The organism is Geobacillus sp. DSP4a (assembly GCF_013096875.1).
Taxonomy (GTDB): domain Bacteria; phylum Bacillota; class Bacilli; order Bacillales; family Anoxybacillaceae; genus Geobacillus; species Geobacillus thermophilus.
In genome coordinates this window covers 33,573-52,418 of sequence record NZ_SDLD01000014.1, presented here as the reverse complement: position 1 = coordinate 52,418, position 18,846 = coordinate 33,573, and the positions used below count along the sequence as shown (strand labels likewise).

22 protein-coding genes are annotated in these 18,846 nt (G+C 54.5%); 21 read left to right on the top strand and 1 reads right to left on the bottom strand.

Annotated elements, in window-relative coordinates:
* Nucleotides 1-7: 7 nt before the first annotated feature.
* Nucleotides 8-1,204 (top strand): CynX/NimT family MFS transporter, encoded by a 1,197-nt coding sequence (locus ETC02_RS06945; protein WP_050367507.1) that lies wholly within the window; start codon nt 8-10, stop codon nt 1,202-1,204.
* Between the two features lie 154 nt (nt 1,205-1,358).
* On the opposite strand, the gene ETC02_RS06940 is transcribed toward ETC02_RS06945, so the two are convergent.
* On the bottom strand, nt 1,359-2,279 hold the full coding sequence (locus ETC02_RS06940) for an aldo/keto reductase (RefSeq protein ID WP_050367506.1): 921 nt from the start codon (nt 2,277-2,279) through the stop codon (nt 1,359-1,361).
* 115 nt (nt 2,280-2,394) lie between these two features.
* On the opposite strand from ETC02_RS06940, the gene ETC02_RS06935 reads away from it, so the two are divergent.
* The 20 genes from ETC02_RS06935 (at nt 2,395) to ETC02_RS06840 (ending at nt 18,584) form a co-directional block, all read left to right on the top strand.
* Nucleotides 2,395-2,958, top strand: a complete 564-nt coding sequence (locus tag ETC02_RS06935; protein WP_050367505.1) for an NUDIX domain-containing protein — start codon at nt 2,395-2,397, stop codon at nt 2,956-2,958.
* Nucleotides 2,948-4,138: a TIGR00375 family protein gene (locus ETC02_RS06930; RefSeq protein WP_050367504.1), complete on the top strand. Its 1,191-nt coding sequence runs from the start codon at nt 2,948-2,950 to the stop codon at nt 4,136-4,138. The genes ETC02_RS06935 and ETC02_RS06930 overlap by 11 nt, the downstream gene beginning before the upstream one ends.
* Before the next feature lie 220 nt (nt 4,139-4,358).
* Nucleotides 4,359-5,021 carry a stage II sporulation protein M gene (gene spoIIM, locus ETC02_RS06925; protein ID WP_050367503.1) on the top strand — a complete coding sequence of 221 codons (663 nt, stop codon included), beginning with the start codon at nt 4,359-4,361 and terminating at the stop codon, nt 5,019-5,021.
* 97 nt (nt 5,022-5,118) lie between these two features.
* On the top strand, nt 5,119-5,571 hold the full coding sequence (gene fur, locus ETC02_RS06920; protein ID WP_011231799.1) for a ferric iron uptake transcriptional regulator: 453 nt from the start codon (nt 5,119-5,121) through the stop codon (nt 5,569-5,571).
* A 99-nt stretch (nt 5,572-5,670) separates the two neighbouring features.
* Nucleotides 5,671-5,883, top strand: coding sequence for a YqzK family protein (locus ETC02_RS06915; protein ID WP_033017156.1), 213 nt, complete (start codon nt 5,671-5,673; stop codon nt 5,881-5,883).
* Between the two features lie 6 nt (nt 5,884-5,889).
* The gene (gene xerD / locus ETC02_RS06910) at nt 5,890-6,786 is read left to right on the top strand and encodes a site-specific tyrosine recombinase XerD (RefSeq protein ID WP_011231797.1); all 897 of its coding nucleotides are present in this window, start codon (nt 5,890-5,892) and stop codon (nt 6,784-6,786) included.
* Between the two features lie 131 nt (nt 6,787-6,917).
* The gene (gene deoB, locus ETC02_RS06905; RefSeq protein WP_171698149.1) at nt 6,918-8,105 is read left to right on the top strand and encodes a phosphopentomutase; all 1,188 of its coding nucleotides are present in this window, start codon (nt 6,918-6,920) and stop codon (nt 8,103-8,105) included.
* Nucleotides 8,106-8,134: 29 nt separating this feature from the next.
* On the top strand, nt 8,135-8,971 hold the full coding sequence (locus tag ETC02_RS06900; RefSeq protein ID WP_050367502.1) for a purine-nucleoside phosphorylase: 837 nt from the start codon (nt 8,135-8,137) through the stop codon (nt 8,969-8,971).
* A 5-nt stretch (nt 8,972-8,976) separates the two neighbouring features.
* A complete protein-coding gene (locus ETC02_RS06895; RefSeq protein WP_050367501.1) occupies nt 8,977-10,278 on the top strand; it encodes a pyrimidine-nucleoside phosphorylase in 1,302 nt (433 codons plus the stop codon).
* 167 nt (nt 10,279-10,445) lie between these two features.
* Entirely contained in the window at nt 10,446-11,621 is a 1,176-nt protein-coding gene (locus ETC02_RS06890) for a D-alanyl-D-alanine carboxypeptidase family protein (protein WP_050367500.1), read from the top strand.
* A 125-nt stretch (nt 11,622-11,746) separates the two neighbouring features.
* Nucleotides 11,747-12,097: an anti-sigma F factor antagonist gene (gene spoIIAA, locus ETC02_RS06885; protein ID WP_050367499.1), complete on the top strand. Its 351-nt coding sequence runs from the start codon at nt 11,747-11,749 to the stop codon at nt 12,095-12,097.
* Entirely contained in the window at nt 12,098-12,538 is a 441-nt protein-coding gene (spoIIAB, locus tag ETC02_RS06880; protein WP_011231791.1) for an anti-sigma F factor, read from the top strand.
* A gap of 13 nt (nt 12,539-12,551) precedes the next feature.
* Nucleotides 12,552-13,304 carry an RNA polymerase sporulation sigma factor SigF gene (gene sigF, locus ETC02_RS06875; protein ID WP_050367498.1) on the top strand — a complete coding sequence of 251 codons (753 nt, stop codon included), beginning with the start codon at nt 12,552-12,554 and terminating at the stop codon, nt 13,302-13,304.
* A gap of 312 nt (nt 13,305-13,616) precedes the next feature.
* Entirely contained in the window at nt 13,617-14,240 is a 624-nt protein-coding gene (locus ETC02_RS06870) for a stage V sporulation protein AA (protein ID WP_033017149.1), read from the top strand.
* Nucleotides 14,227-14,658 carry a stage V sporulation protein AB gene (locus ETC02_RS06865; RefSeq protein WP_033017146.1) on the top strand — a complete coding sequence of 144 codons (432 nt, stop codon included), beginning with the start codon at nt 14,227-14,229 and terminating at the stop codon, nt 14,656-14,658. Before ETC02_RS06870 ends, ETC02_RS06865 begins: the two co-directional genes overlap by 14 nt.
* Nucleotides 14,659-14,675: 17 nt before the next feature.
* Complete coding sequence (locus tag ETC02_RS06860; protein ID WP_050367497.1) at nt 14,676-15,104, top strand: SpoVA/SpoVAEb family sporulation membrane protein; 429 nt, start codon at nt 14,676-14,678, stop codon at nt 15,102-15,104.
* A gap of 18 nt (nt 15,105-15,122) precedes the next feature.
* A complete protein-coding gene (spoVAD, locus tag ETC02_RS06855; RefSeq protein ID WP_050367496.1) occupies nt 15,123-16,151 on the top strand; it encodes a stage V sporulation protein AD in 1,029 nt (342 codons plus the stop codon).
* Nucleotides 16,152-16,190: 39 nt separating this feature from the next.
* Nucleotides 16,191-16,541: a SpoVA/SpoVAEb family sporulation membrane protein gene (locus tag ETC02_RS06850; protein WP_033017142.1), complete on the top strand. Its 351-nt coding sequence runs from the start codon at nt 16,191-16,193 to the stop codon at nt 16,539-16,541.
* Nucleotides 16,542-16,546: 5 nt separating this feature from the next.
* Nucleotides 16,547-17,158: a stage V sporulation protein SpoVABEA gene (gene spoVAEA, locus ETC02_RS06845; RefSeq protein WP_050367495.1), complete on the top strand. Its 612-nt coding sequence runs from the start codon at nt 16,547-16,549 to the stop codon at nt 17,156-17,158.
* The gene (locus ETC02_RS06840; RefSeq protein WP_050367494.1) at nt 17,106-18,584 is read left to right on the top strand and encodes a spore germination protein; all 1,479 of its coding nucleotides are present in this window, start codon (nt 17,106-17,108) and stop codon (nt 18,582-18,584) included. The genes spoVAEA and ETC02_RS06840 overlap by 53 nt, the downstream gene beginning before the upstream one ends.
* Nucleotides 18,585-18,846: the final 262 nt, after the last annotated feature.

Sequence of the window (18,846 nt, the reverse complement as noted above, 5' to 3'; positions counted from 1 at the left end):
ATGGACGATGAAATCGAATGCGGCAGCGACGCGCCCCTCTTCTTTTCCATTCTGGACGGCTGGAGCAGTCGTCGCGTTGGCCGTCAATTTGCGCGCGCCGCTTACGACGGTCGGCCCGCTCGTGCCCGATTTGCAGCGGGAGCTTGGCCTTTCCTACGCGGCCGCCGGAGCGTTGACGACGATTCCGCTTATGGCGTTCGCCTTGCTGGCACCGGCGGCAGCGGCTCTCGCCCGCCGGTTCGGGATGAAGCGGACGCTCTTTTTTTCGTTGATCGTGCTGCTCGTTGGCGAGCTTCTCCGGCCGCTCTCCGGCAGTTCTTGGCTGTTTGCCGGCACGGTGCTGATCGGTGCAGCCATTGCGGTGGACAACGTCTTGATGCCGGCGCTGGTGAAAGAGTCGTTTCCCGAACGGGTTGGTTTCATGATGGGCATTTATACGGTGACGATGAACATGAGTGCGGCGTTCGCTTCCGGAATCGCTGTTCCGCTTGCCGATGGCTGGGGGCTTGGCTGGCAAGGGGCGTTTCGCTTTTGGGCATTGCTGGCGGCTTTGGCGCTTGCTGTTTGGCTGCCGCAAGCACGCCGCCGGGAGCCGGACGGGGCGCCGTCCGGAAGCCGCCGCTCAACGCTTTGGCGGTCATGGCTCGCCTGGCAAGTGACGCTGTTTATGGGATTGCAATCGTTTTTCTTTTACTGCATCGTCACTTGGCTGCCGGAGCTTGGACAAAGCAAGGGGTTGGCGGCCGATACGGCCGGATGGCTGCTCTTTTTCTTCCAGTTCGCCCAGCTCCCGATGATGTTCGTCTCTCCGATGCTCGCGGAGCGGATGGACAATCAAAAAGTGCTGATCGGCTCGGCGGTGTTGCTCATGGCTTTTGGAACGATCGCCTTTTTGGCTGGCCAAGGTTGGCTGCTTTGGGTTGGGGCGCTTTTCGCCGGCATCGGCGCCGGCATGGCGTTTTCGCTTGCGATGATGCTGTTTACGCTGCGCACGCGCCGTCCGCTCGCCGCCGCCCAATTGTCCGCCATGGCGCAATCGGTCGGCTACTTGCTGGCGGCTGCCGGACCGCCGTTGTTCGGGGTGCTGTATGATGCGTCCGGCCGCTTCAATGCGCCGCTTGGTCTGCTTGTTGCCGTCTGCATCGCTATGATGGCCGTTGGCTTAGGGGCGGCGAGGGACCGATACGTAGATGAAAAGAAATAAAGCGGCCCGCTCATCGCAAATGAGCGGCCGCACGTACCGAACGAGAGCCCGTATGCGGCCGTCAACGGCCGCCAGGCTCTCGATTTGTTTGCATTTTTTGGCTCGATCTATTTTTCAGCAAGGCATGTCGGCTTTCTTTCCGCTCCTTTGGTTTTTATCGATGCACGTCGTACACCGAGCGTTTCGTCGTTTGTTTCAGCCATTCGTATTCGTCGGCATCAAGCGGCGGGGCGGAAGCGGCGGCGACGTTTTCCTCAAGCTGTTCAAGGCGGCTGGCGCCCGGGATGACGGCGGCAACGACCGGGTCATACAGGCAAAATTGCAGCGCGGTCGCGGTCAATGAACGGCGCCCGGCCGTTTTTTCCTTCAGCTTCGGGATGAGCGCCTGCAGTTCTTTGTAGGAATAATCGAGGTATCCGTGTTCTTTCACCGCGCTGCTCGCTTGTTCAAGCGGGCGGCTCGTGAGCAAGCCTCTAGCGACCGGACCGCGGGCGATCACGCTGATGTGATGTTCGCGAAGAAGCGGGAACCATTCTTCCGGCCGCCGGTCAAGCAAGCTGTATTGCATCATGACGCTGACGATGTTCGAGCGCTTCACATATTCGCGAATGACGTTTGGGCGGATCGAGGAGATGCCGTACCAACGGATGACGCCTTCTTGCTTCAGCTCTTCGAACGCTTCAATCGTCTCATCGATCGGGTCGTCGATCGTGCCGCCGTGGAGCTGGTATAAGTCAATGTAGTCCGTTTGCAGGCGGCGCAGGCTCTCTTTGACCGCTTGTTTGATATAGGCTTTTGACGGATCCCAGTCCCAGCCGCTTCCGTCTCGGCGCCAACGGTTGCCGACTTTTGTCGCGATGATGACTTGGTCGCGTTTTCCTTTCACCGCTTTGCCGACAAATTCCTCGTTTAAGCCGCGGTCGTATAAATCGGCTGTATCCAAGTAGTTGATGCCGCGCTCCAATGCTTCATGGATGAGATAGATGGCATGGTTTTCATCAGTGCCGAGCGACATGCAGCCGAGTCCAATTTCGCTGACGTATAAGTCTGATGTGCCGATGCGGCGTTTGTTCATCTTTTGCGCCTCCTTTCGCGATCAATGACACGTCCATTGTACAACGGAAGCGAAAAAATGGCCAAACATGTAGTACAATGGAAAAGAGTCCATCAATCGATAGGGGAGAAGAAGAATGGAGAAGTTGTATGAAAAAACCGTCCACAAAGAGAAATTGTTCAGCGGCCGCATTATTGAGTTGTATGTGGAGGAAGTGGAGCTGCCAAACGGGCAGAAAAGCCGGCGCGAGGTGATCAAACATCCGGGGGCGGTGGCGGTGCTGCCGCTGTTGCCGGACGGGAAAATCGTTCTTGTCCGCCAGTACCGAAAAGCGCTGGAGCGCGCATTAGTCGAGATTCCGGCGGGCAAGCTCGAACATGGGGAAGAGCCGCTCGCTTCCGCACACCGCGAGCTGAAAGAGGAAACGGGCTACCGCGCCCAATCGATGCGCCATCTGATTTCTTTTTATACGTCCCCAGGGTTTGCCGATGAGCTCATTCATTTGTATGTCGCCGAGGGGCTGGAAAAAGCGGAGGACGGCGCCGGTTTGGATGAAGATGAGTTTGTCGAGCTGTTGGAAGTGACATTGGAGGAGGCGCTTGAGATGCTTCAACAACGCGACATTTACGATGCGAAAACGGCATACGCCTTGCAATATTTGCAGCTGCGCCGCGCGCTAGGGGAGCAAAATGCCGAATAAAAAAAACGAGCGCGGCCTCGGCTGTTATTATGCTGATTTACATATTCACATCGGCCGCACCGCCTCGGGCCGCCCGGTGAAAATTACTGGGGCGCGGACGTTGACGCTTGAGAACATCTTGCATGAGGCGGCTGAGGTGAAAGGGATCGACCTCGTCGGCGTCATTGACAGCCATGTGCCCGAAGTGCTGGACGAGCTCGAGCGGGCAATGGAGAAGCACGGTTGGCGCGAACATGAGGGGGGCGGCGTCAGCGCCGGGAAAGTGACGCTTTTGTTAGGCAGTGAAATCGAAGTATATGACGACCATTGCCATGGACCGATCCACGTGCTCGTTTTTTTGCCGACTGTGCAGACGATGCGCACGTTTTCCGGCTGGCTTGGCAAACGGGTAAAGAACATGTCGCTCAGTTCACAGCGCATTTACGCCTCCGGCCGCGAGCTGCAAGCTGCCGCGAAAGAGCAGGGCGGCTGGTTCATTCCCGCGCACGCGTTCACCCCGTTTAAAAGCTTGTACGGAAAAGGGGTCAAGCACAGCCTGACAGAAGTGTTTGACCCGGATTGGATTGATGCCATTGAACTTGGGTTAAGCGCCGACACGGCGATGGCGGACCAGATCGCCGAATTGCATCGCTACCCGTACTTGACGAATTCCGATGCCCATTCGCTGCGGAAAATCGCCCGCGAATATGAAGAAGTGCGGCTTTCCTCCCCGACGTTTGCCGAGTTTGAAAAAGCGCTGCGCGGTGAAGACGGGCGCGTGATTGTCGCCAACTACGGTTTAAATCCGAAACTAGGAAAATATCACCAGACAGTGTGCGAGCGCTGCCTTGCGCCGGTTGCGCCGGACGTCGACAGCTGTGCGGCATGCGGCCATCATCGGGTCGTGAAAGGCGTGTTTGACCGGCTGGAGGAGCTGAAAACGGCAGAACGCGGGCCGAAACGGCCGCCGTACATTTATCAAGTGCCGCTTGAATTCATCCCCGGCCTTGGTCCAAAAGCGTATGAAAAACTGCTTGGCCGTTTTGGCACGGAAATACGTGTTCTTCATGAGGCGTCGGAGGAAGAGATCGCGGAGACGGTCGGAGAAAAATTGGCCCAACTGATCGTCCTTGCCCGCAGCGGCGCGCTCTATATCGAGGCCGGGGGCGGTGGGAGGTACGGGAAAGTGCGGGAGGGGTAACCACTCGGGCAGCGCTCCTGCCGTTCATCATCATGCCCGTGCGTGCTGCTTGGCCCAGCCATGCGCCAATGGACCGAGGCGGCGTGCCGCCCGTGGAGTTGGTCACACGTCGGTGTTGAGCTGCTTTTTTATTACATCACCAGCCTTTTAGAAAAACAGTCATACCGAAAGCGGATGGACATACAATCTACTAAGAGACAAAGTAGGAGGACGAAGCACGATGAGAACCCATCCGCTGAAATCGGCTATCGCTGTTCATTGGCGTGAACATGCTTCGCTGTACGTGTTTGTCATCGTCCTGTTTCTCATGGGCGTCATTTTCGGCGCCATTGTCGTCAACAGCCTCGGCTTCAGCCAAAAGCAAGATTTGTATTATTACTTGGCGCAATTTTTTGGACAAGTATCAAAAGACAACGTGGCAAGCGCCCACGACATGTTCCGTCAAAGCTACATGCATAACGTCAAATATATGGTCCTCATGTGGGTGCTTGGCATTTCCGTCATCGGACTGCCGGTCATTTTGGTTTTACTGTTTTTAAAAGGCATTGTCGTCGGCTTCACCGTCGGCTTTTTAGTCAATCAAATGGGCTGGAAAGGGTTTTTATTGTCATTTGTTTCGGTGATGCCGCAAAATTTGCTTGTCATTCCGCTCATGATCGTGATGGGCGTGATGTCGATATCGTTTTCCTTGCGGATGGTGCGCAATCAGTTTATGAAACGGCCGCACGAGCCAGTGTTCCCGATGGTGATGCGCTATGCCGCGGCGATGGCCGCGGCCGCCTTCGGGCTGCTTGTCTCTTCGGCGGTGGAAGCGTACCTTTCGCCGGTCTTGATGAAACAGGTGGTGAAATGGGTCGTTAATTTAATAATAATTATTATGTAGTAATCATTGTTGTTTTTTTGTGATAGTAATTATACTTTGAACCTTCCCGCGCACATTTGTTATAATGGGAGGTGAATGGCGAGGGAGGAATGAAAACATGGAAGATCGTGTGGAACGAATTAAGAAGCAGCTGCACTCAGCCGGCTATAAACTGACGCCGCAGCGGGAAGCGACAGTAAGAGTCCTGCTTGAACATGAAGAAGACCATTTAAGCGCGGAAGACGTCTACCTCCTCGTGAAAGAAAAATCCCCAGAGATCGGACTGGCGACCGTATATCGGACGCTCGAGCTGCTCACCGAGTTGAAAATTGTCGATAAAATCAATTTCGGGGACGGGGTGTCGCGCTATGACCTCCGCAAGGAAGGAGCGGCCCATTTTCATCACCACCTCATCTGCTTAGAATGCGGGTCGGTGGCGGAAATTCAAGAAGATTTACTTGAGGATGTCGAAGCGATTGTTGAGGAGAAGTGGAAATTTAAAATTAAAGACCATCGTTTGACGTTCCACGGCATTTGTCACCGTTGCCAGCAAAAGCATGAAGAAAAATAAAACCTTTTCCAACGGGAAAGGTTTTTTGCGTATAAACAACGAAACAAATGGCATATCCTCATACTAGCAAGCTGACAAGCAGCTGATAGGGAGGATGCCATGAAAACCGTTTGGCAAATGGTGAAAGTGTTTCTTTTATTTACGGGATGCACCATTTTATTTTATTATAGTCTTGTATGGTTTAACCGCGAGTACGAGTATTACCACCGATACGATGAGCCGAAGGGATCGGCGGTCAAAGTATCGGCGGCGGAGAGTGCGCCGCCAAGTTGGCTCGACCGGCTGATATTTTTTTATCGCGATGGGGAGTAGAGAGCGTTGGAATACGAGTTGAAAGATTTTCTGCATTATTTGACGGTGGAGCGGAATTTGGCGCACAATACGATCGTTTCGTATGAACGCGATTTGAAAAAATACGTCCGCTATTTGCGTCAAGTCGAGCAGCTTCAGGCGTGGGGCGAAGTGGAGCGCCTCCATATTCTCCATTTTTTAAAGTTTTTAAGCGAACAAGGGCAATCGGCGCGGACGATCGCCCGCCATTTGGCGTCGATCCGTTCGTTTCATCAGTTTTTGCTAAGGGAGAAAATCGCGGCGCAAGACCCGACCGTCCATATCGAAACGCCGCAGTTTGAACGGACGCTGCCGAAAGTGCTGTCGGTCGAGGAAGTCGAGGCGCTGCTTGCAGCGCCGCAAGTGAGCACACCGTTTGGGTTGCGCGACAAGGCGATGCTGGAGCTGTTGTATGCGACCGGCATGCGCGTCAGTGAGCTTGTGCAGCTCAACTTAAGCGACGTGCATTTGACGATGGGGTTTGTCCGCTGCTATGGAAAAGGGCGGAAAGAGCGGATCGTGCCGATCGGGCGCATGGCGATTGAAGCGCTTGCCCACTATTTGGAGCGAGGGCGCCCGCAGCTTGTCAATCCGCGACGACGGGCAACGGAGGCGCTGTTTTTGAACCATTATGGCCAGCGGTTGACACGGCAAGGGTTTTGGAAAATTTTAAAGCGGCTCGCGAAAGAAGCCGGCATCGAAAAAGAATTGACGCCGCATACGCTTCGGCATTCGTTTGCGACGCATCTGCTTGAGAACGGAGCCGATTTGCGCGCTGTGCAAGAGTTGCTTGGGCATGCCGACATTTCGACGACGCAAATGTATACGCATGTTACGAAAACGCGCCTAAAAGACGTGTACAAACAGTACCACCCGCGCGCCTAGCAGCTGCCGTATGCTAGGCGCTTGCCTGTCGTTTTAGTTGTTAGACTTCTGACCAATTGGCCATAGGCGTGTTTTCGCGAAAATACGGGAACGATAGAAAGAGACTCCATTTTTTATTGCAGGCAGGGGGAATGAATGTGAAAACGACATACCGGCGCGTTTTTTTGATTGTGATGGATTCAGTCGGCATCGGTGAGGCGCCGGATGCCGAGAAATACAACGACAAAGGAGCGGATACGCTCGGCCATATCGCTGAGTATCGCGGCGGCCTCTATATGCCGAACATGGCGAAGCTCGGCCTAAGCCATATTCGTGAGATCAAAGGGGTGCCGAAAGTCGAGCGACCGCTCGCGTACTATACAAAAATGAAGGAAGCATCGGCTGGAAAAGATACGATGACAGGCCATTGGGAGCTGATGGGCCTTCGCATCGACAAGCCGTTCCGCGTCTTTCCGAACGGGTTCCCAGATGAATTGATCGCTGAGCTCGAGCGGCGCACCGGCCGGAACGTGATCGGCAACAAACCGGCGAGCGGAACAGCGATCATCGAAGAGCTTGGCGAAGAGCATATGAAAACAGGGGCGATCATCGTCTATACATCAGCCGACTCCGTCTTGCAAATCGCCGCCCATGAACAAGTTGTGCCGCTTGATGAATTGTACCGCATTTGCGAAATCGCTCGTGAATTGACGCGCGACGAGCCGTATATGGTCGGGCGCGTCATTGCCCGACCGTTCATCGGCAAACCCGGCCATTTTGAGCGAACCGCCAACCGGCACGACTATGCGCTTAAGCCGTTTGGCAAAACGGTGATGAATGAATTGAAAGACGCCGGTTATGAAGTGATTGCCATCGGGAAGATCGCCGATATTTACGACAATGAAGGAGTTACCCAGTCGTTGCGAACGACATCCAATATGGACGGAATGGATAAGCTCGTCGACACGCTCGGCATGGACTTTACCGGGTTGAGTTTCGTCAATCTCGTCGATTTTGACGCTAAATACGGCCATCGCCGCGACCCAAAAGGTTACGGCGATGCGCTCGAAGAGTTTGACGCCCGGCTTGCCGATGTGTTGCCGCGCTTGACAGCGGACGACTTGCTTATCATCACCGCTGACCACGGCAACGATCCGGTGCACCATGGAACGGACCATACGCGCGAATATGTGCCGCTTCTTGTGTACAGCCCGCGATTTCGCGGCGGCAAGCCGCTCCCAGTCCGCGAGACGTTTGCCGATGTCGGCGCAACGATTGCGGATAACTTCCAAGTCAACCGGCCGCCGTACGGAACAAGCTTTTTGGCTGATTTGGCCTAACTTCATAAAGAACGATGAGGGGGAAAAGAATGGATCGACAAGCGATTGAAAAAACCTCCGGTCATTTGCGCTCATTGATGCCAACTCCGCCTGAAATCGGTCTCATTCTCGGCTCGGGGCTCGGCGTGCTCGCTGATGAAATCGAAGAGGCGGTTCGCATTCCATATGAAGATATTCCCGGATTTCCAGTGTCGACCGTTGAAGGACACGCTGGACGGCTCGTATATGGGCGGCTTGAGGGGGCGACCGTTGTCGCCATGCAAGGGCGGTTTCATTATTATGAAGGGTATTCGCTTCAAGAAGTGACGTTTCCCATCCGGGTGATGAAGGCGCTTGGCGTCCGCGAATTGATCGTGACAAACGCTGCGGGCGGCATCAACGAACGGTTCCAGCCCGGCGATTTCATGATCATTTCCGACCATATCAACTTGCTGGGCACAAATCCGCTCATTGGTCCGAACGATCCGGAGCTTGGTCCTCGCTTTCCAGACATGACGGAAGCGTACAGCCGGCGGCTGCGCGAGCTCGCCAAGGAAACGGCGGCGAGACTTGGCGTTCGCGTGCATGAAGGAGTATATGTCGCCAATACGGGGCCGTCGTACGAAACGCCGGCGGAAATCCGCATGATTCGTACGCTCGGCGGCGATGCGGTCGGCATGTCGACCGTCCCGGAAGTGATCGTCGCCCGCCACGGCGGCATTGAGGTGCTCGGCATTTCGTGCATTTCGAATATGGCTGCAGGGATGTCGGATGCTCCGCTTCACCACGACGAAGTGGTTGAAACGGCCGAGCGGGTGAAGACGGACTTTTTGCGGCTTGTGAAAGCGATTGTCGCCGAAATGGCGAAATCAAAACGAAAAAGGTGATCGCGATGCGAATGGTCGATTTGATTGCGAAAAAGCGCGACGGAAAGGCGCTGACGAAGGAAGAAATTGAGTGGATCGTCCGAGGGTATACAAACGGGGACATTCCCGATTACCAAATGAGCGCGCTCGCGATGGCGATTTATTTTCGCGGCATGACCGAGGAAGAAACGGCCGCGCTGACGATGGCGATGGTCCATTCTGGCGAGGTCATCGACTTATCAGGCATCCGCGGCGTGAAAGTCGATAAACACTCGACTGGCGGCGTCGGCGATACGACGACACTCGTGTTAGGCCCGCTCGTCGCCGCCGTCGGCGTGCCGGTGGCGAAAATGTCTGGGCGCGGCCTCGGCCATACAGGGGGCACGATCGACAAACTTGAGTCGGTGCCCGGGTTTCATGTCGAAATAAGCAAAGAGGAGTTCATTCGACTCGTGAATGAAAACGGAATCGCCATTATCGGCCAAACGGGCGATTTGACACCGGCTGACAAAAAGCTATATGCGCTTCGCGATGTGACGGCGACCGTCAACAGCATTCCGCTCATCGCCTCGTCGATCATGAGCAAAAAAATCGCCGCTGGGGCTGATGCCATCGTCTTGGATGTGAAAACGGGCGCCGGAGCGTTTATGAAGAAACTTGACGAGGCGCGCCGGCTCGCTCGAGTGATGGTCGACATTGGCAAGCGCGTCGGCCGCCGGACGATGGCGGTCATTTCTGACATGAGCCAGCCGCTCGGCTATGCCGTCGGCAACGCCTTGGAAGTGAAAGAGGCCATCGAAACGTTAAAAGGAAACGGGCCGCACGATTTAACCGAACTTTGTTTGACGCTCGGCAGCCATATGGTCTATTTGGCGGAGAAGGCGCCATCGCTTGATGAGGCGCGCCGTTTGCTTGAAGAGGCGATTCGCAGCGGGGCCGCCATCGCGGCGTTCAAAACGTTTTTGGCCGCTCAAGGTGGAGATGCATCGGTCGTCGACGATCTGGATAAATTGCCAAAGGCGGCCTATACGTCGACCGTCACGGCGGCTGCCGACGGCTATGTCGCCGAGATGGCCGCCGATGACATCGGCACGGCCGCCATGTGGCTCGGCGCCGGCCGGGCGAAAAAAGAAGACGTGATCGATTTGGCGGTCGGCATTGTGCTCCATAAAAAAATCGGCGATCGCGTTCAGAAAGGGGAAGCGCTCGCCACGATTCACAGCAACCGGCCAGATGTGCTTGACGTGAAAGAAAAGATCGAGGCGGCTATTCGTCTGTCGCCGCAGCCGGTTGCTCGGCCGCCGCTCATTTATGAGACCATCGTATAGAGAGGGATGCTGGCGATCCGCAAGGAAAAAAGCAGTTGTTCAAGTAGAAGACGCCTGAAACGCGTGTTTCGGGCGTTTTTTTTTGTTTTTTGGAAAATGAGCTGTTTTTTGTATAAAAATATCTCGCCTGGAAAAAATGGCATGTATAAAGAATGGAGGTTTGGGAGATGAAAACGAAAGTCACTCGTCTTCTTTTATTGCCGTTTCTTCTTTTTCTTCCTCTTTCTGCCCATGCCGAGGCGAAAGAGATGAAGGAGGCGAAAGTGAAGCTGGCCGATGAGGCGAAATCAGCCATTTTGATTGAACGCGACACCGGCAAAGTATTGTATGAAAAAAATGCCCATGAACCATTGCCGCCGGCGAGCATGACGAAAATTATGACGATGCTGTTGATCATGGAAGCCATCGATGAAGGAAAGCTGTCCTACGATGAAAAAGTGCGGGCGAGCGAATACGCCGCGTCAATGGGTGGATCGCAAATTTTCCTCGAGCCGGGCGAGGAAATGACCGTCGATGAGATGCTGCACGGCATTGCCATCGGTTCGGCCAACGACGCGTCGGTCGCTATGGCTGAGCAGATCGCCGGGTCGGAAGAAGCATTTGTCGAGATGATGAATAAAAAAGCGAAACAGCTTGGCTTAAAAAACACCCATTTCGCCAATGCGACCGGCCTGCCGGCGGAACATCACTACAGCAGCGCTTATGATATGGCCATGATGGCGCGCGAACTGTTGAAATATGAAGATATTACGAAATATACGAGCAAGTACGAATACTATTTGCGCGAAAATACGGACAAAAAGTTTTGGCTCGTCAATACGAACCGGCTTGTCAAATTTTATCCGGGCGTTGACGGCCTGAAAACCGGATATACAGCCGAAGCGAAATATTGTTTGACCGCCACGGCGAAAAAGAACGGCATGCGCGTCATCGCTGTTGTGTTTGGAGCACCGACGCCGAAATCGCGCAATGCGCAAATTACGAAGATGCTCGATTACGCGTTTTCCCAATATCGAACTCACCCGGTGTACAAACGGAATGAAACAGTCGCCCGCGTCAACATAAGCAAAGGCAAACGGTCATCCGTCGAAGCGGTGACGTCGGAGTCGGTGTCGGTGCTGACGAAAAAAGGACAGTCGGTCGAGCAGATCGAAAAAGTGATCAAAGTGAAAGACAATGTGAAAGCACCCGTTCGCAAAGGCGATGAGCTTGGCGTCCTCATTTTAAAACAGGATGGAAAAGAAATTTTGCGCAGCCCGATCGTCGCCAAGCAAACGGTCGAAGAAGCGAGCTTTTGGGACTTGTTTAAGCGGGTGTTTGGCCGCTTCGTGCAAGTGGGATAATGTCAAGTTTTGCGGTCTTTTCGCTCTCTTTGGCGAACGACCACTAGTTTTGTCGAGCGGCAGGATTTCGGACGGACAGCAGCGAAATGTCTCCATATCCTGAAATGGACAAGGGGGAACACGCTGTGAGTCTCGCGATCGACTTGGAAGTGAAGCAAGACGTGCTCATCGTTCGCCTGTCTGGGGAGCTTGACCATCATACAGCCGAAGAATTGCGTGAACAAGTGACGGATGTGCTCGAAAACCGAGCGATCCGCCACATCGTGCTCAATTTAGGACAATTGACGTTCATGGACAGCTCTGGCCTCGGCGTCATTCTCGGACGCTATAAACAAATCAAAAACGTCGGCGGGCAGATGGTTGTATGCGCCGTATCGCCGGCCGTCAAACGGCTGTTTGACATGTCGGGGCTGTTTAAAATCATTCGCTTTGAGGCGGATGAACAATTTGCGTTGCAGGCATTGGGGGTGGCATAAATGCGCAACGAGATGCACCTCCAATTTTCCGCCCGCAGTGAAAACGAGTCGTTCGCCCGTGTGACGGTGGCGGCGTTCGTCGCCCAGCTCGACCCGACGATGGATGAGCTGACAGAAATTAAAACGGTCGTCTCGGAGGCGGTGACGAACGCCATCATTCACGGTTACAACAACGATCCGAACGGCATCGTCTCCATTTCGGTCATCATTGAAGACGGTGTCGTCCATTTGACGGTGAGAGACGAAGGAGTCGGCATTCCTGACATCGAAGAAGCGCGCCAGCCGTTGTTTACGACAAAGCCCGAGCTTGAGCGGTCAGGGATGGGGTTTACGATTATGGAAAATTTCATGGATGAAGTCATCGTTGAATCGGAAGTGAACAAAGGGACGACTGTGTATTTGAAAAAGCATATTGCGAAAAGCAAAGCGTTATGTAACTGAGGGAGACATGCCTATGGATGTCGATGTCAAGCAAGATCAGTCGCCAATCAAAGATCAGGAGATGAAAGAGCTGATCCGCCGCAGCCAAGAAGGCGATCAAGAAGCGCGTGATGAAATTATTGAAAAAAACATGCGCCTCGTCTGGTCGGTCGTTCAACGTTTTTTAAACCGCGGCTATGAAGCGGACGACTTGTTTCAAATCGGCTGCATCGGCTTGTTAAAGTCGGTCGACAAGTTTGACCTGTCATATGACGTCAAGTTTTCGACGTACGCCGTGCCGATGATCATTGGGGAGATTCAGCGGTTTCTTCGCGACGACGGCACCGTCAAAGTGAGCCGTTCGCTGAAAGAGATGGGCAACAAAATCCGCAAGGCGAAAGACGAGCTGTCGAAAACGCGCGGACGGGCGCCGACTGTCACCGAAATCGCCGACCATCTAGGCATTTCCCCGGAGGAAGTCGTCCTCGCCCAAGAGGCGGTCCGCTCGCCGGCGTCGATTCACGAAACAGTATACGAAAACGACGGCGATCCGATTACGTTGCTTGATCAAATTGCTGACGCCGACGAGGCGTCATGGTTTGACAAAATCGCCTTAAAAAAAGCGATCGAAGAACTCGACGAGCGTGAGAGGCTGATCGTCTATTTGCGCTATTACAAAGACCAAACCCAGTCCGAAGTGGCATCGAGGCTCGGCATCTCTCAAGTGCAAGTATCCCGGCTGGAAAAGAAAATATTGCAGCACATAAAGGACAAAATGGACGGATAGTCCATTTTGTCCGCACGGAGTGGGCAACAAAATGGACGGATAGTCCATTTTGTCCGCACAAGGTGTTCCCAAAATGGACGGATGTCAATTCATCGGCGGTGAACCATGAATCGCATCCGTCTTTTGGTCTGTAAGCGCATTTTGGAACGCTTTTTCCAGAGCAAGCAACAAAAGTCTAAAAAAGAATGGGCATTTTTTGCCCATTCTTTTCTATTTTTATGAAATCGATGGTGAACGCCGACAGGCCGCATGATCGGTGTTTTTGCCAACCAAACTAAAGAAAAACAAAATGGGGATAAAGGTGTGAAGCAGATGGCAACCACTGTGTTTATTAAGCCACGCCATCGCGTGCAAGTGAAACCGGGAGCGGTCGTCACGCTCGGAGAAGTGGCCCAAATGACGGGAGGAGATGGCGGGCTGATTCGCCGGCTGAAGGCGATTCCGCTCTACCGCATCCAGCCGAGCGACAAGAACATCGTCATTATCGATATGATGCACATTGTTCGGGCTGTGCTTGATGCCGACCCGTCGCTTGATGTGCAGATGGTCGGCCCCTCACAGACGATCGTGGAAGTTGTGTACGAAAAACGGCGGTTTTCAATGGCTTCTTTTCTTCTCGTTTGGCTTCTTTTGTTCGTCGGTTCAGCCATGGCGATCATGAATTTCCACGAAGATGTGAGCATGCAGCAAGCGCATCGCCATCTTTACCAGATGATGACCGGCCAATCGGTCGATAAACCGCTGCTTTTGCAAATTCCATATTCGCTTGGGCTCGGCATCGGGATGATTTTATTTTTCAACCATTGGTTCCGCAAACGAATCAACGAGGAGCCCAGCCCTCTTGAAGTCGAAATGTTCAACTACCAGCAGGCGATCGATCAATACGTCATTTTGCACGAAAACAAAGAAAGCATGAGGCATCTTGACGACGCTTAAGGTGTTGCTGGTAGTGTTCGTCGGCTTTGCTGGAGGGCTGGCGGTCGGAACCGGGTTTGTCGCCTTTTTGGTTGTGCTTGGCGTCATTCCGCGCTTGACGCAGCTGACGAAAACGACGAAGCGCATTCACGCCTATGAGTGGAGTGCTGTCGCGGGTGCCATTGTCGGCGGCTGGATGAGCCTGTGCCATTCGGTGTGGCATTTATCCAAATATTGGCTTGTGCCGATCGGATTGTTTCATGGTGTGTTTATCGGAATGCTCGCTGCCGCTTTAACAGAGGTGTTGAACGTTTGGCCGATTTTAGCGAAGCGGATCGGCGTCGATGATAAAATCGTCATTTTACTTATGGCCATCGCCTTTGGCAAAGTGGCCGGTTCGTTGTTTCATTGGCTTTATTTTGTCGATCACTTTCGCTGACAAAGGGGGAAGGAAACGTGGGATTAAAGTCCGATTATGTCCGCGAGGTGAAGGCGTTTCAGCCTTCTCACCCATACGCCGCCAATGCGGTAAAAGCGTTTCTTGTCGGCGGGGCGCTTTGTGCGTTGGCGCAATGGCTCGTTGATTGGTATGGCGGCACGTTTGCCGCTTCGCCGCTCGAGGCTCATCTGTGGGCGTCTATGGTGATGGCCGGATTGGCGATTGTGCTGACGGCCGTCGGGAAATATGATGATTTCAGCCAATTTGCCGGTGCGGGGGCGACGATGCTCATTACAGGGCTGGCCAATGCCATCGCGAGCGCTGCCATCGAACATCGCAGCGAAGGATGGACGGCCGGGGTGGCCGGGCAGATGTTGAAAGTCGGTGGGGCAGCGGTCATTTATGGTCTGATTGCCGCCTATGTGCTTGGCCTTGTTTGGCCGTGACGAAAAGAGGGATTGGCCATGAAACGTGTCGGAAAGCAGACATGGGTGTTTGACGATGGTGTTTACATCCAAGCGGCCGCTGCCGCAGTCGGGCCGCTTGAAGCCGACGGGCCGCTCGGAAGTTATTTTGATGTTTGTCATCGTGACTTATATTGCGGCGAAGCGACGTGGGAGCTGGCCGAGCGGAGGCTGATGCGGGAGGCGGTGGATTGCTGCTTGCAAAAGGCGGGCGTCTCTGCCGAAGCAGTCGATCTATTTTTGGCCGGTGATTTGTTAAACCAAAATGCGACATCGAACTATGTCGCCCGCGAGCTGCCGATTCCGTTTTTATGCTTGTTCGGCGCCTGTTCGACCTCGATGCAAACGTTGGCGGCAGCCGCTGCGTTTGTCGCTGGTGGATTGGCTGATCGGGCGCTTGCGGCGACAAGCAGTCATAACGCGACGGCCGAACGGCAGTTTCGCTACCCGACTGAACTGGGGGTGCAAAAGCCGAAAACGGCGACGTTCACCGTCACGGGCGCCGGTGCCGCGCTCGTTGGCCGCGCGCCGGGACGTTGGCGCGTCCGGGCGGCGACGATCGGCAAAGTCGTTGACGCCGGGCTGAAAAACCCACTCGACATGGGGGCGGCGATGGCCCCGGCGGCGGCCGATACGATCGAGCAGCATTTCCGTGACTTAGGCGTCTCGCCGGGCGATTACGATTTGATTGTCACCGGCGACTTGTCGCGCGTCGGCAGCGTCATCGTCCGCGAGTTGCTTGCTGAATCAGGCTACGATGTGACCGACGTTTACAACGATTGCGGGCTGATGATTTACCGGCCAGATCAAAAGGTGTTCGCCGGCGGCAGCGGCTGCGCCTGCTCGGCGGTCGTCACGTACGGGTATTTGCTTCAAGAGCTCGCCCGCGGAACGTTTCGACGCCTGTTTGTCGTCGCTACCGGGGCGCTCTTGAGTCAAACGATGGTGCAGCAAAAACAGTCGATCCCAGCGATCGCTCACGGCGTCGTCATCGAAGCGGCTGGACAGGAGTCGGATTTGGCGCCGTAGGACGTCTTTTATTTGGGAACGATCAGGAGGGAATGTGATATGGAATACGTCCGTGCCTTTCTCGCCGGCGGGCTGCTGTGCGCCATCGTTCAGCTCATCATCGACCGCGGCAAATGGACGCCGGCTGGCGTCGCCGGTTCGCTTGTCGTCTTTGGCGTACTCCTTGGCTTTGGCGGCGTCTATGATCCATTCGTCGCTTGGGCTGGCGCCGGGGCGACGATGCCGCTATGCGGATTTGGGTATTGGTTGGCGAAAGGGGCCATGGTAGAACCGCGGCCGGAGGGATTTGTCGAAACCGGAGCAGCGGTGTTCCGATTTGCCGGCGCCTTGTTCGCTTTTATCGTGGCTGGCTCTTTTGCCGCGGCGCTCACTTGCAAACCGAAAGGGTAGAGATGATGGAAAAACGACGAGTCATTTTAGTAACGGATGGGGACGAGTTCGCCTGCCGGGCGATTGAGCGGGTTGCAGCCGAAATCGGCGGCCGTTGCATTTCTCGCTCGCAAGGCAATCCGACGAAACTGAGCGGTGAACAGTTGGTCGAACTCATTTTGCAAACGCCGCACGATCCAGTGTTTGTCATGTTTGACGATTGCGGCGCCCTCGGGGAGGGGGCCGGAGAGAAGGCGCTTCGCTATGTGGCGACGCATGAGCAAATCCAAGTGCTCGGGGCGCTGGCGGTTGCCTCCAATACGCACCAGCATGAATGGACAAAAGTGCATGTGAGCATCGACCGTGACGGCGTGATGACCGAATATGGGGTCGATAAAGAAGGCGTCCGGGACCTCGAGATCGGGCGGATCAATGGCGATACCGTCTACTGCCTTGACCGGCTGAACATTCCGCTCATCGTTGGCATCGGCGACATCGGCAAAATGGGATATCGAGACCATGCGAAATACGGAGCGCCGATTACGCGCAAGGCGGTCGAGTTGATTCTCGAAAGGAGTGGTGGCCATGCCGGAAAAAGAAAAGAAACCGAAAGCGCCGATCGCGAAGCGGCTCGTTGACAACGCGAAGTTTTTGCAACAGCGGATCGGCGTCGGGACAAGCTTTGATTTAGGCGTGCGGAAAATCTATATCCTAAACCGGGAAGTACATATTTACTACTGCAACGGTTTATGCGACACGCAATACATTATCGAATTGTTAAAACAAATTGTGCGCGTCAACGATGATGAACGCCAGGCGTCCCAAGCGTGGCAGATCATCGAAAATCGACTCGTTCATCAGCAAGTCAGTCCGGTGACGAGCCTCGACGAAGCGGTTGACAAGTTGCTGTCGGGCTTGATCATCGTCTTGATTGAAGGCGAATCGACCGGATTTGCTGTCGACGTCCGCAGCTATCCGGGTCGGCAGCCGCAAGAGCCGGATACGGAAAAAGTTGTGCGCGGCGCCCGCGACGGCTATGTCGAGAACATCATTGTCAACACGGCGCTCACCCGCCGCCGCATCCGCGACGAGCGGCTGCGCTTTGAAATTTTGCAAGTCGGCGAGCGGTCAAAAACGGACGTATGCATCGCCTATATTAAAGACGTCGCTGACCCGGGGCTTGTTGAACTCGTCAAGAAAGAGTTGCAGCAAATCAACGTCGATGGACTGACGATGGGCGACAAAACAGTTGAAGAGTTTTTAGTCAAGCAAGGATACAACCCGTACCCGCTCGTCCGTTACACCGAGAGGCCAGATGTAGCAGCGACGCACCTGCTTGAAGGGCACGTGCTCATTATGGTTGATACATCGCCAAGCGTCATCATCACGCCGACAACATTTTTTCACCACGTCCAGCATGCCGAGGAATACCGGCAGTCGCCAGGGGTCGGGACGTTTGTGCGCTGGGTGCGGTTTTTAGGCATTTTAACGTCGTTGTTTTTGCTGCCGCTTTGGGTGCTGTTTGTCCTTGAGCCTGAACTGCTGCCGAAAGAGTGGGCGTTCATCGGTCCGAACAAGCAAACGAATATTCCGATCATCGTGCAAATTTTGATCGCTGATTTTGGAATTGAGCTTTTGCGGATGGCAGCCATTCATACGCCGACGCCGCTCTCTACGGCGATGGGCTTGATCGCCGCTGTCTTGATCGGGCAAATCGCGATTGACGTTGGGCTGTTTGTGTCGGAAGTCATCTTGTATGTTTCCGTCGCGTCGATCGGTTCATTTGCAACGCCGAGCTATGAGCTGAGCGTGGCCAATAAAATTTCCCGCCTGGCGCTCGTCGTGCTCGTCGCCTTGTTTAAGGTGCCCGGATTCGTCATCGGCGCGACGGTTTATTTGCTTTGGCTCGTTAGCACCCGTTCCCTCAACACGCCGTACTTATGGCCGTTCATTCCGTTTGACCCGGCGGCATTTATGCAAATTGTCGTCCGCCGCTCGGTGGCCGGGGCGAAAGTGCGTCCGAGCATCGTTCATCCGCAGGACGTGCGAAAGCAACCGACATGACGCAGATCGTCATCGCACAAGCGGCCGTTTCCATTGGCATATATGGACGGCCGCTTTCTCCCTTTTGGCGCTATTGAAACTTTTTTATAATTATGATACGTTATACTTGACGTTTCGCACCTTTGCAAGCGCCATTGGCAAGTCGTCCGTCCGCCTAAGGAGGGCGGGCGCTCGAGGCAGAGAGCGCACGCGGCTGTATGACAGCCTGCCATGCGGCGGGGCTGATTGCTCTGCGGCTTTGTTTTTTTTCAAGGCAGGCGCC

Bases quoted from the DNA above. Each gene is read 5' to 3' on its own strand.
- ETC02_RS06945 (WP_050367507.1), top strand. From the start codon at position 8: ATGAAATCGAATGCGGCAGCGACGCGCCCCTCTTCTTTTCCATTCTGG.
- ETC02_RS06940 (WP_050367506.1), bottom strand. From the start codon at position 2,279: ATGAACAAACGCCGCATCGGCACATCAGACTTATACGTCAGCGAAATT.
- ETC02_RS06935 (WP_050367505.1), top strand. From the start codon at position 2,395: ATGGAGAAGTTGTATGAAAAAACCGTCCACAAAGAGAAATTGTTCAGC.
- ETC02_RS06930 (WP_050367504.1), top strand. From the start codon at position 2,948: ATGCCGAATAAAAAAAACGAGCGCGGCCTCGGCTGTTATTATGCTGAT.
- spoIIM (WP_050367503.1), top strand. From the start codon at position 4,359: ATGAGAACCCATCCGCTGAAATCGGCTATCGCTGTTCATTGGCGTGAA.
- fur (WP_011231799.1), top strand. From the start codon at position 5,119: ATGGAAGATCGTGTGGAACGAATTAAGAAGCAGCTGCACTCAGCCGGC.
- ETC02_RS06915 (WP_033017156.1), top strand. From the start codon at position 5,671: ATGAAAACCGTTTGGCAAATGGTGAAAGTGTTTCTTTTATTTACGGGA.
- deoB (WP_171698149.1), top strand. From the start codon at position 6,918: ATGAATGTGAAAACGACATACCGGCGCGTTTTTTTGATTGTGATGGAT.
- ETC02_RS06900 (WP_050367502.1), top strand. From the start codon at position 8,135: ATGGATCGACAAGCGATTGAAAAAACCTCCGGTCATTTGCGCTCATTG.
- ETC02_RS06895 (WP_050367501.1), top strand. From the start codon at position 8,977: ATGCGAATGGTCGATTTGATTGCGAAAAAGCGCGACGGAAAGGCGCTG.
- ETC02_RS06890 (WP_050367500.1), top strand. From the start codon at position 10,446: ATGAAAACGAAAGTCACTCGTCTTCTTTTATTGCCGTTTCTTCTTTTT.
- spoIIAB (WP_011231791.1), top strand. From the start codon at position 12,098: ATGCGCAACGAGATGCACCTCCAATTTTCCGCCCGCAGTGAAAACGAG.
- sigF (WP_050367498.1), top strand. From the start codon at position 12,552: ATGGATGTCGATGTCAAGCAAGATCAGTCGCCAATCAAAGATCAGGAG.
- ETC02_RS06870 (WP_033017149.1), top strand. From the start codon at position 13,617: ATGGCAACCACTGTGTTTATTAAGCCACGCCATCGCGTGCAAGTGAAA.
- spoVAD (WP_050367496.1), top strand. From the start codon at position 15,123: ATGAAACGTGTCGGAAAGCAGACATGGGTGTTTGACGATGGTGTTTAC.
- ETC02_RS06850 (WP_033017142.1), top strand. From the start codon at position 16,191: ATGGAATACGTCCGTGCCTTTCTCGCCGGCGGGCTGCTGTGCGCCATC.
- spoVAEA (WP_050367495.1), top strand. From the start codon at position 16,547: ATGGAAAAACGACGAGTCATTTTAGTAACGGATGGGGACGAGTTCGCC.
- ETC02_RS06840 (WP_050367494.1), top strand. From the start codon at position 17,106: ATGCCGGAAAAAGAAAAGAAACCGAAAGCGCCGATCGCGAAGCGGCTC.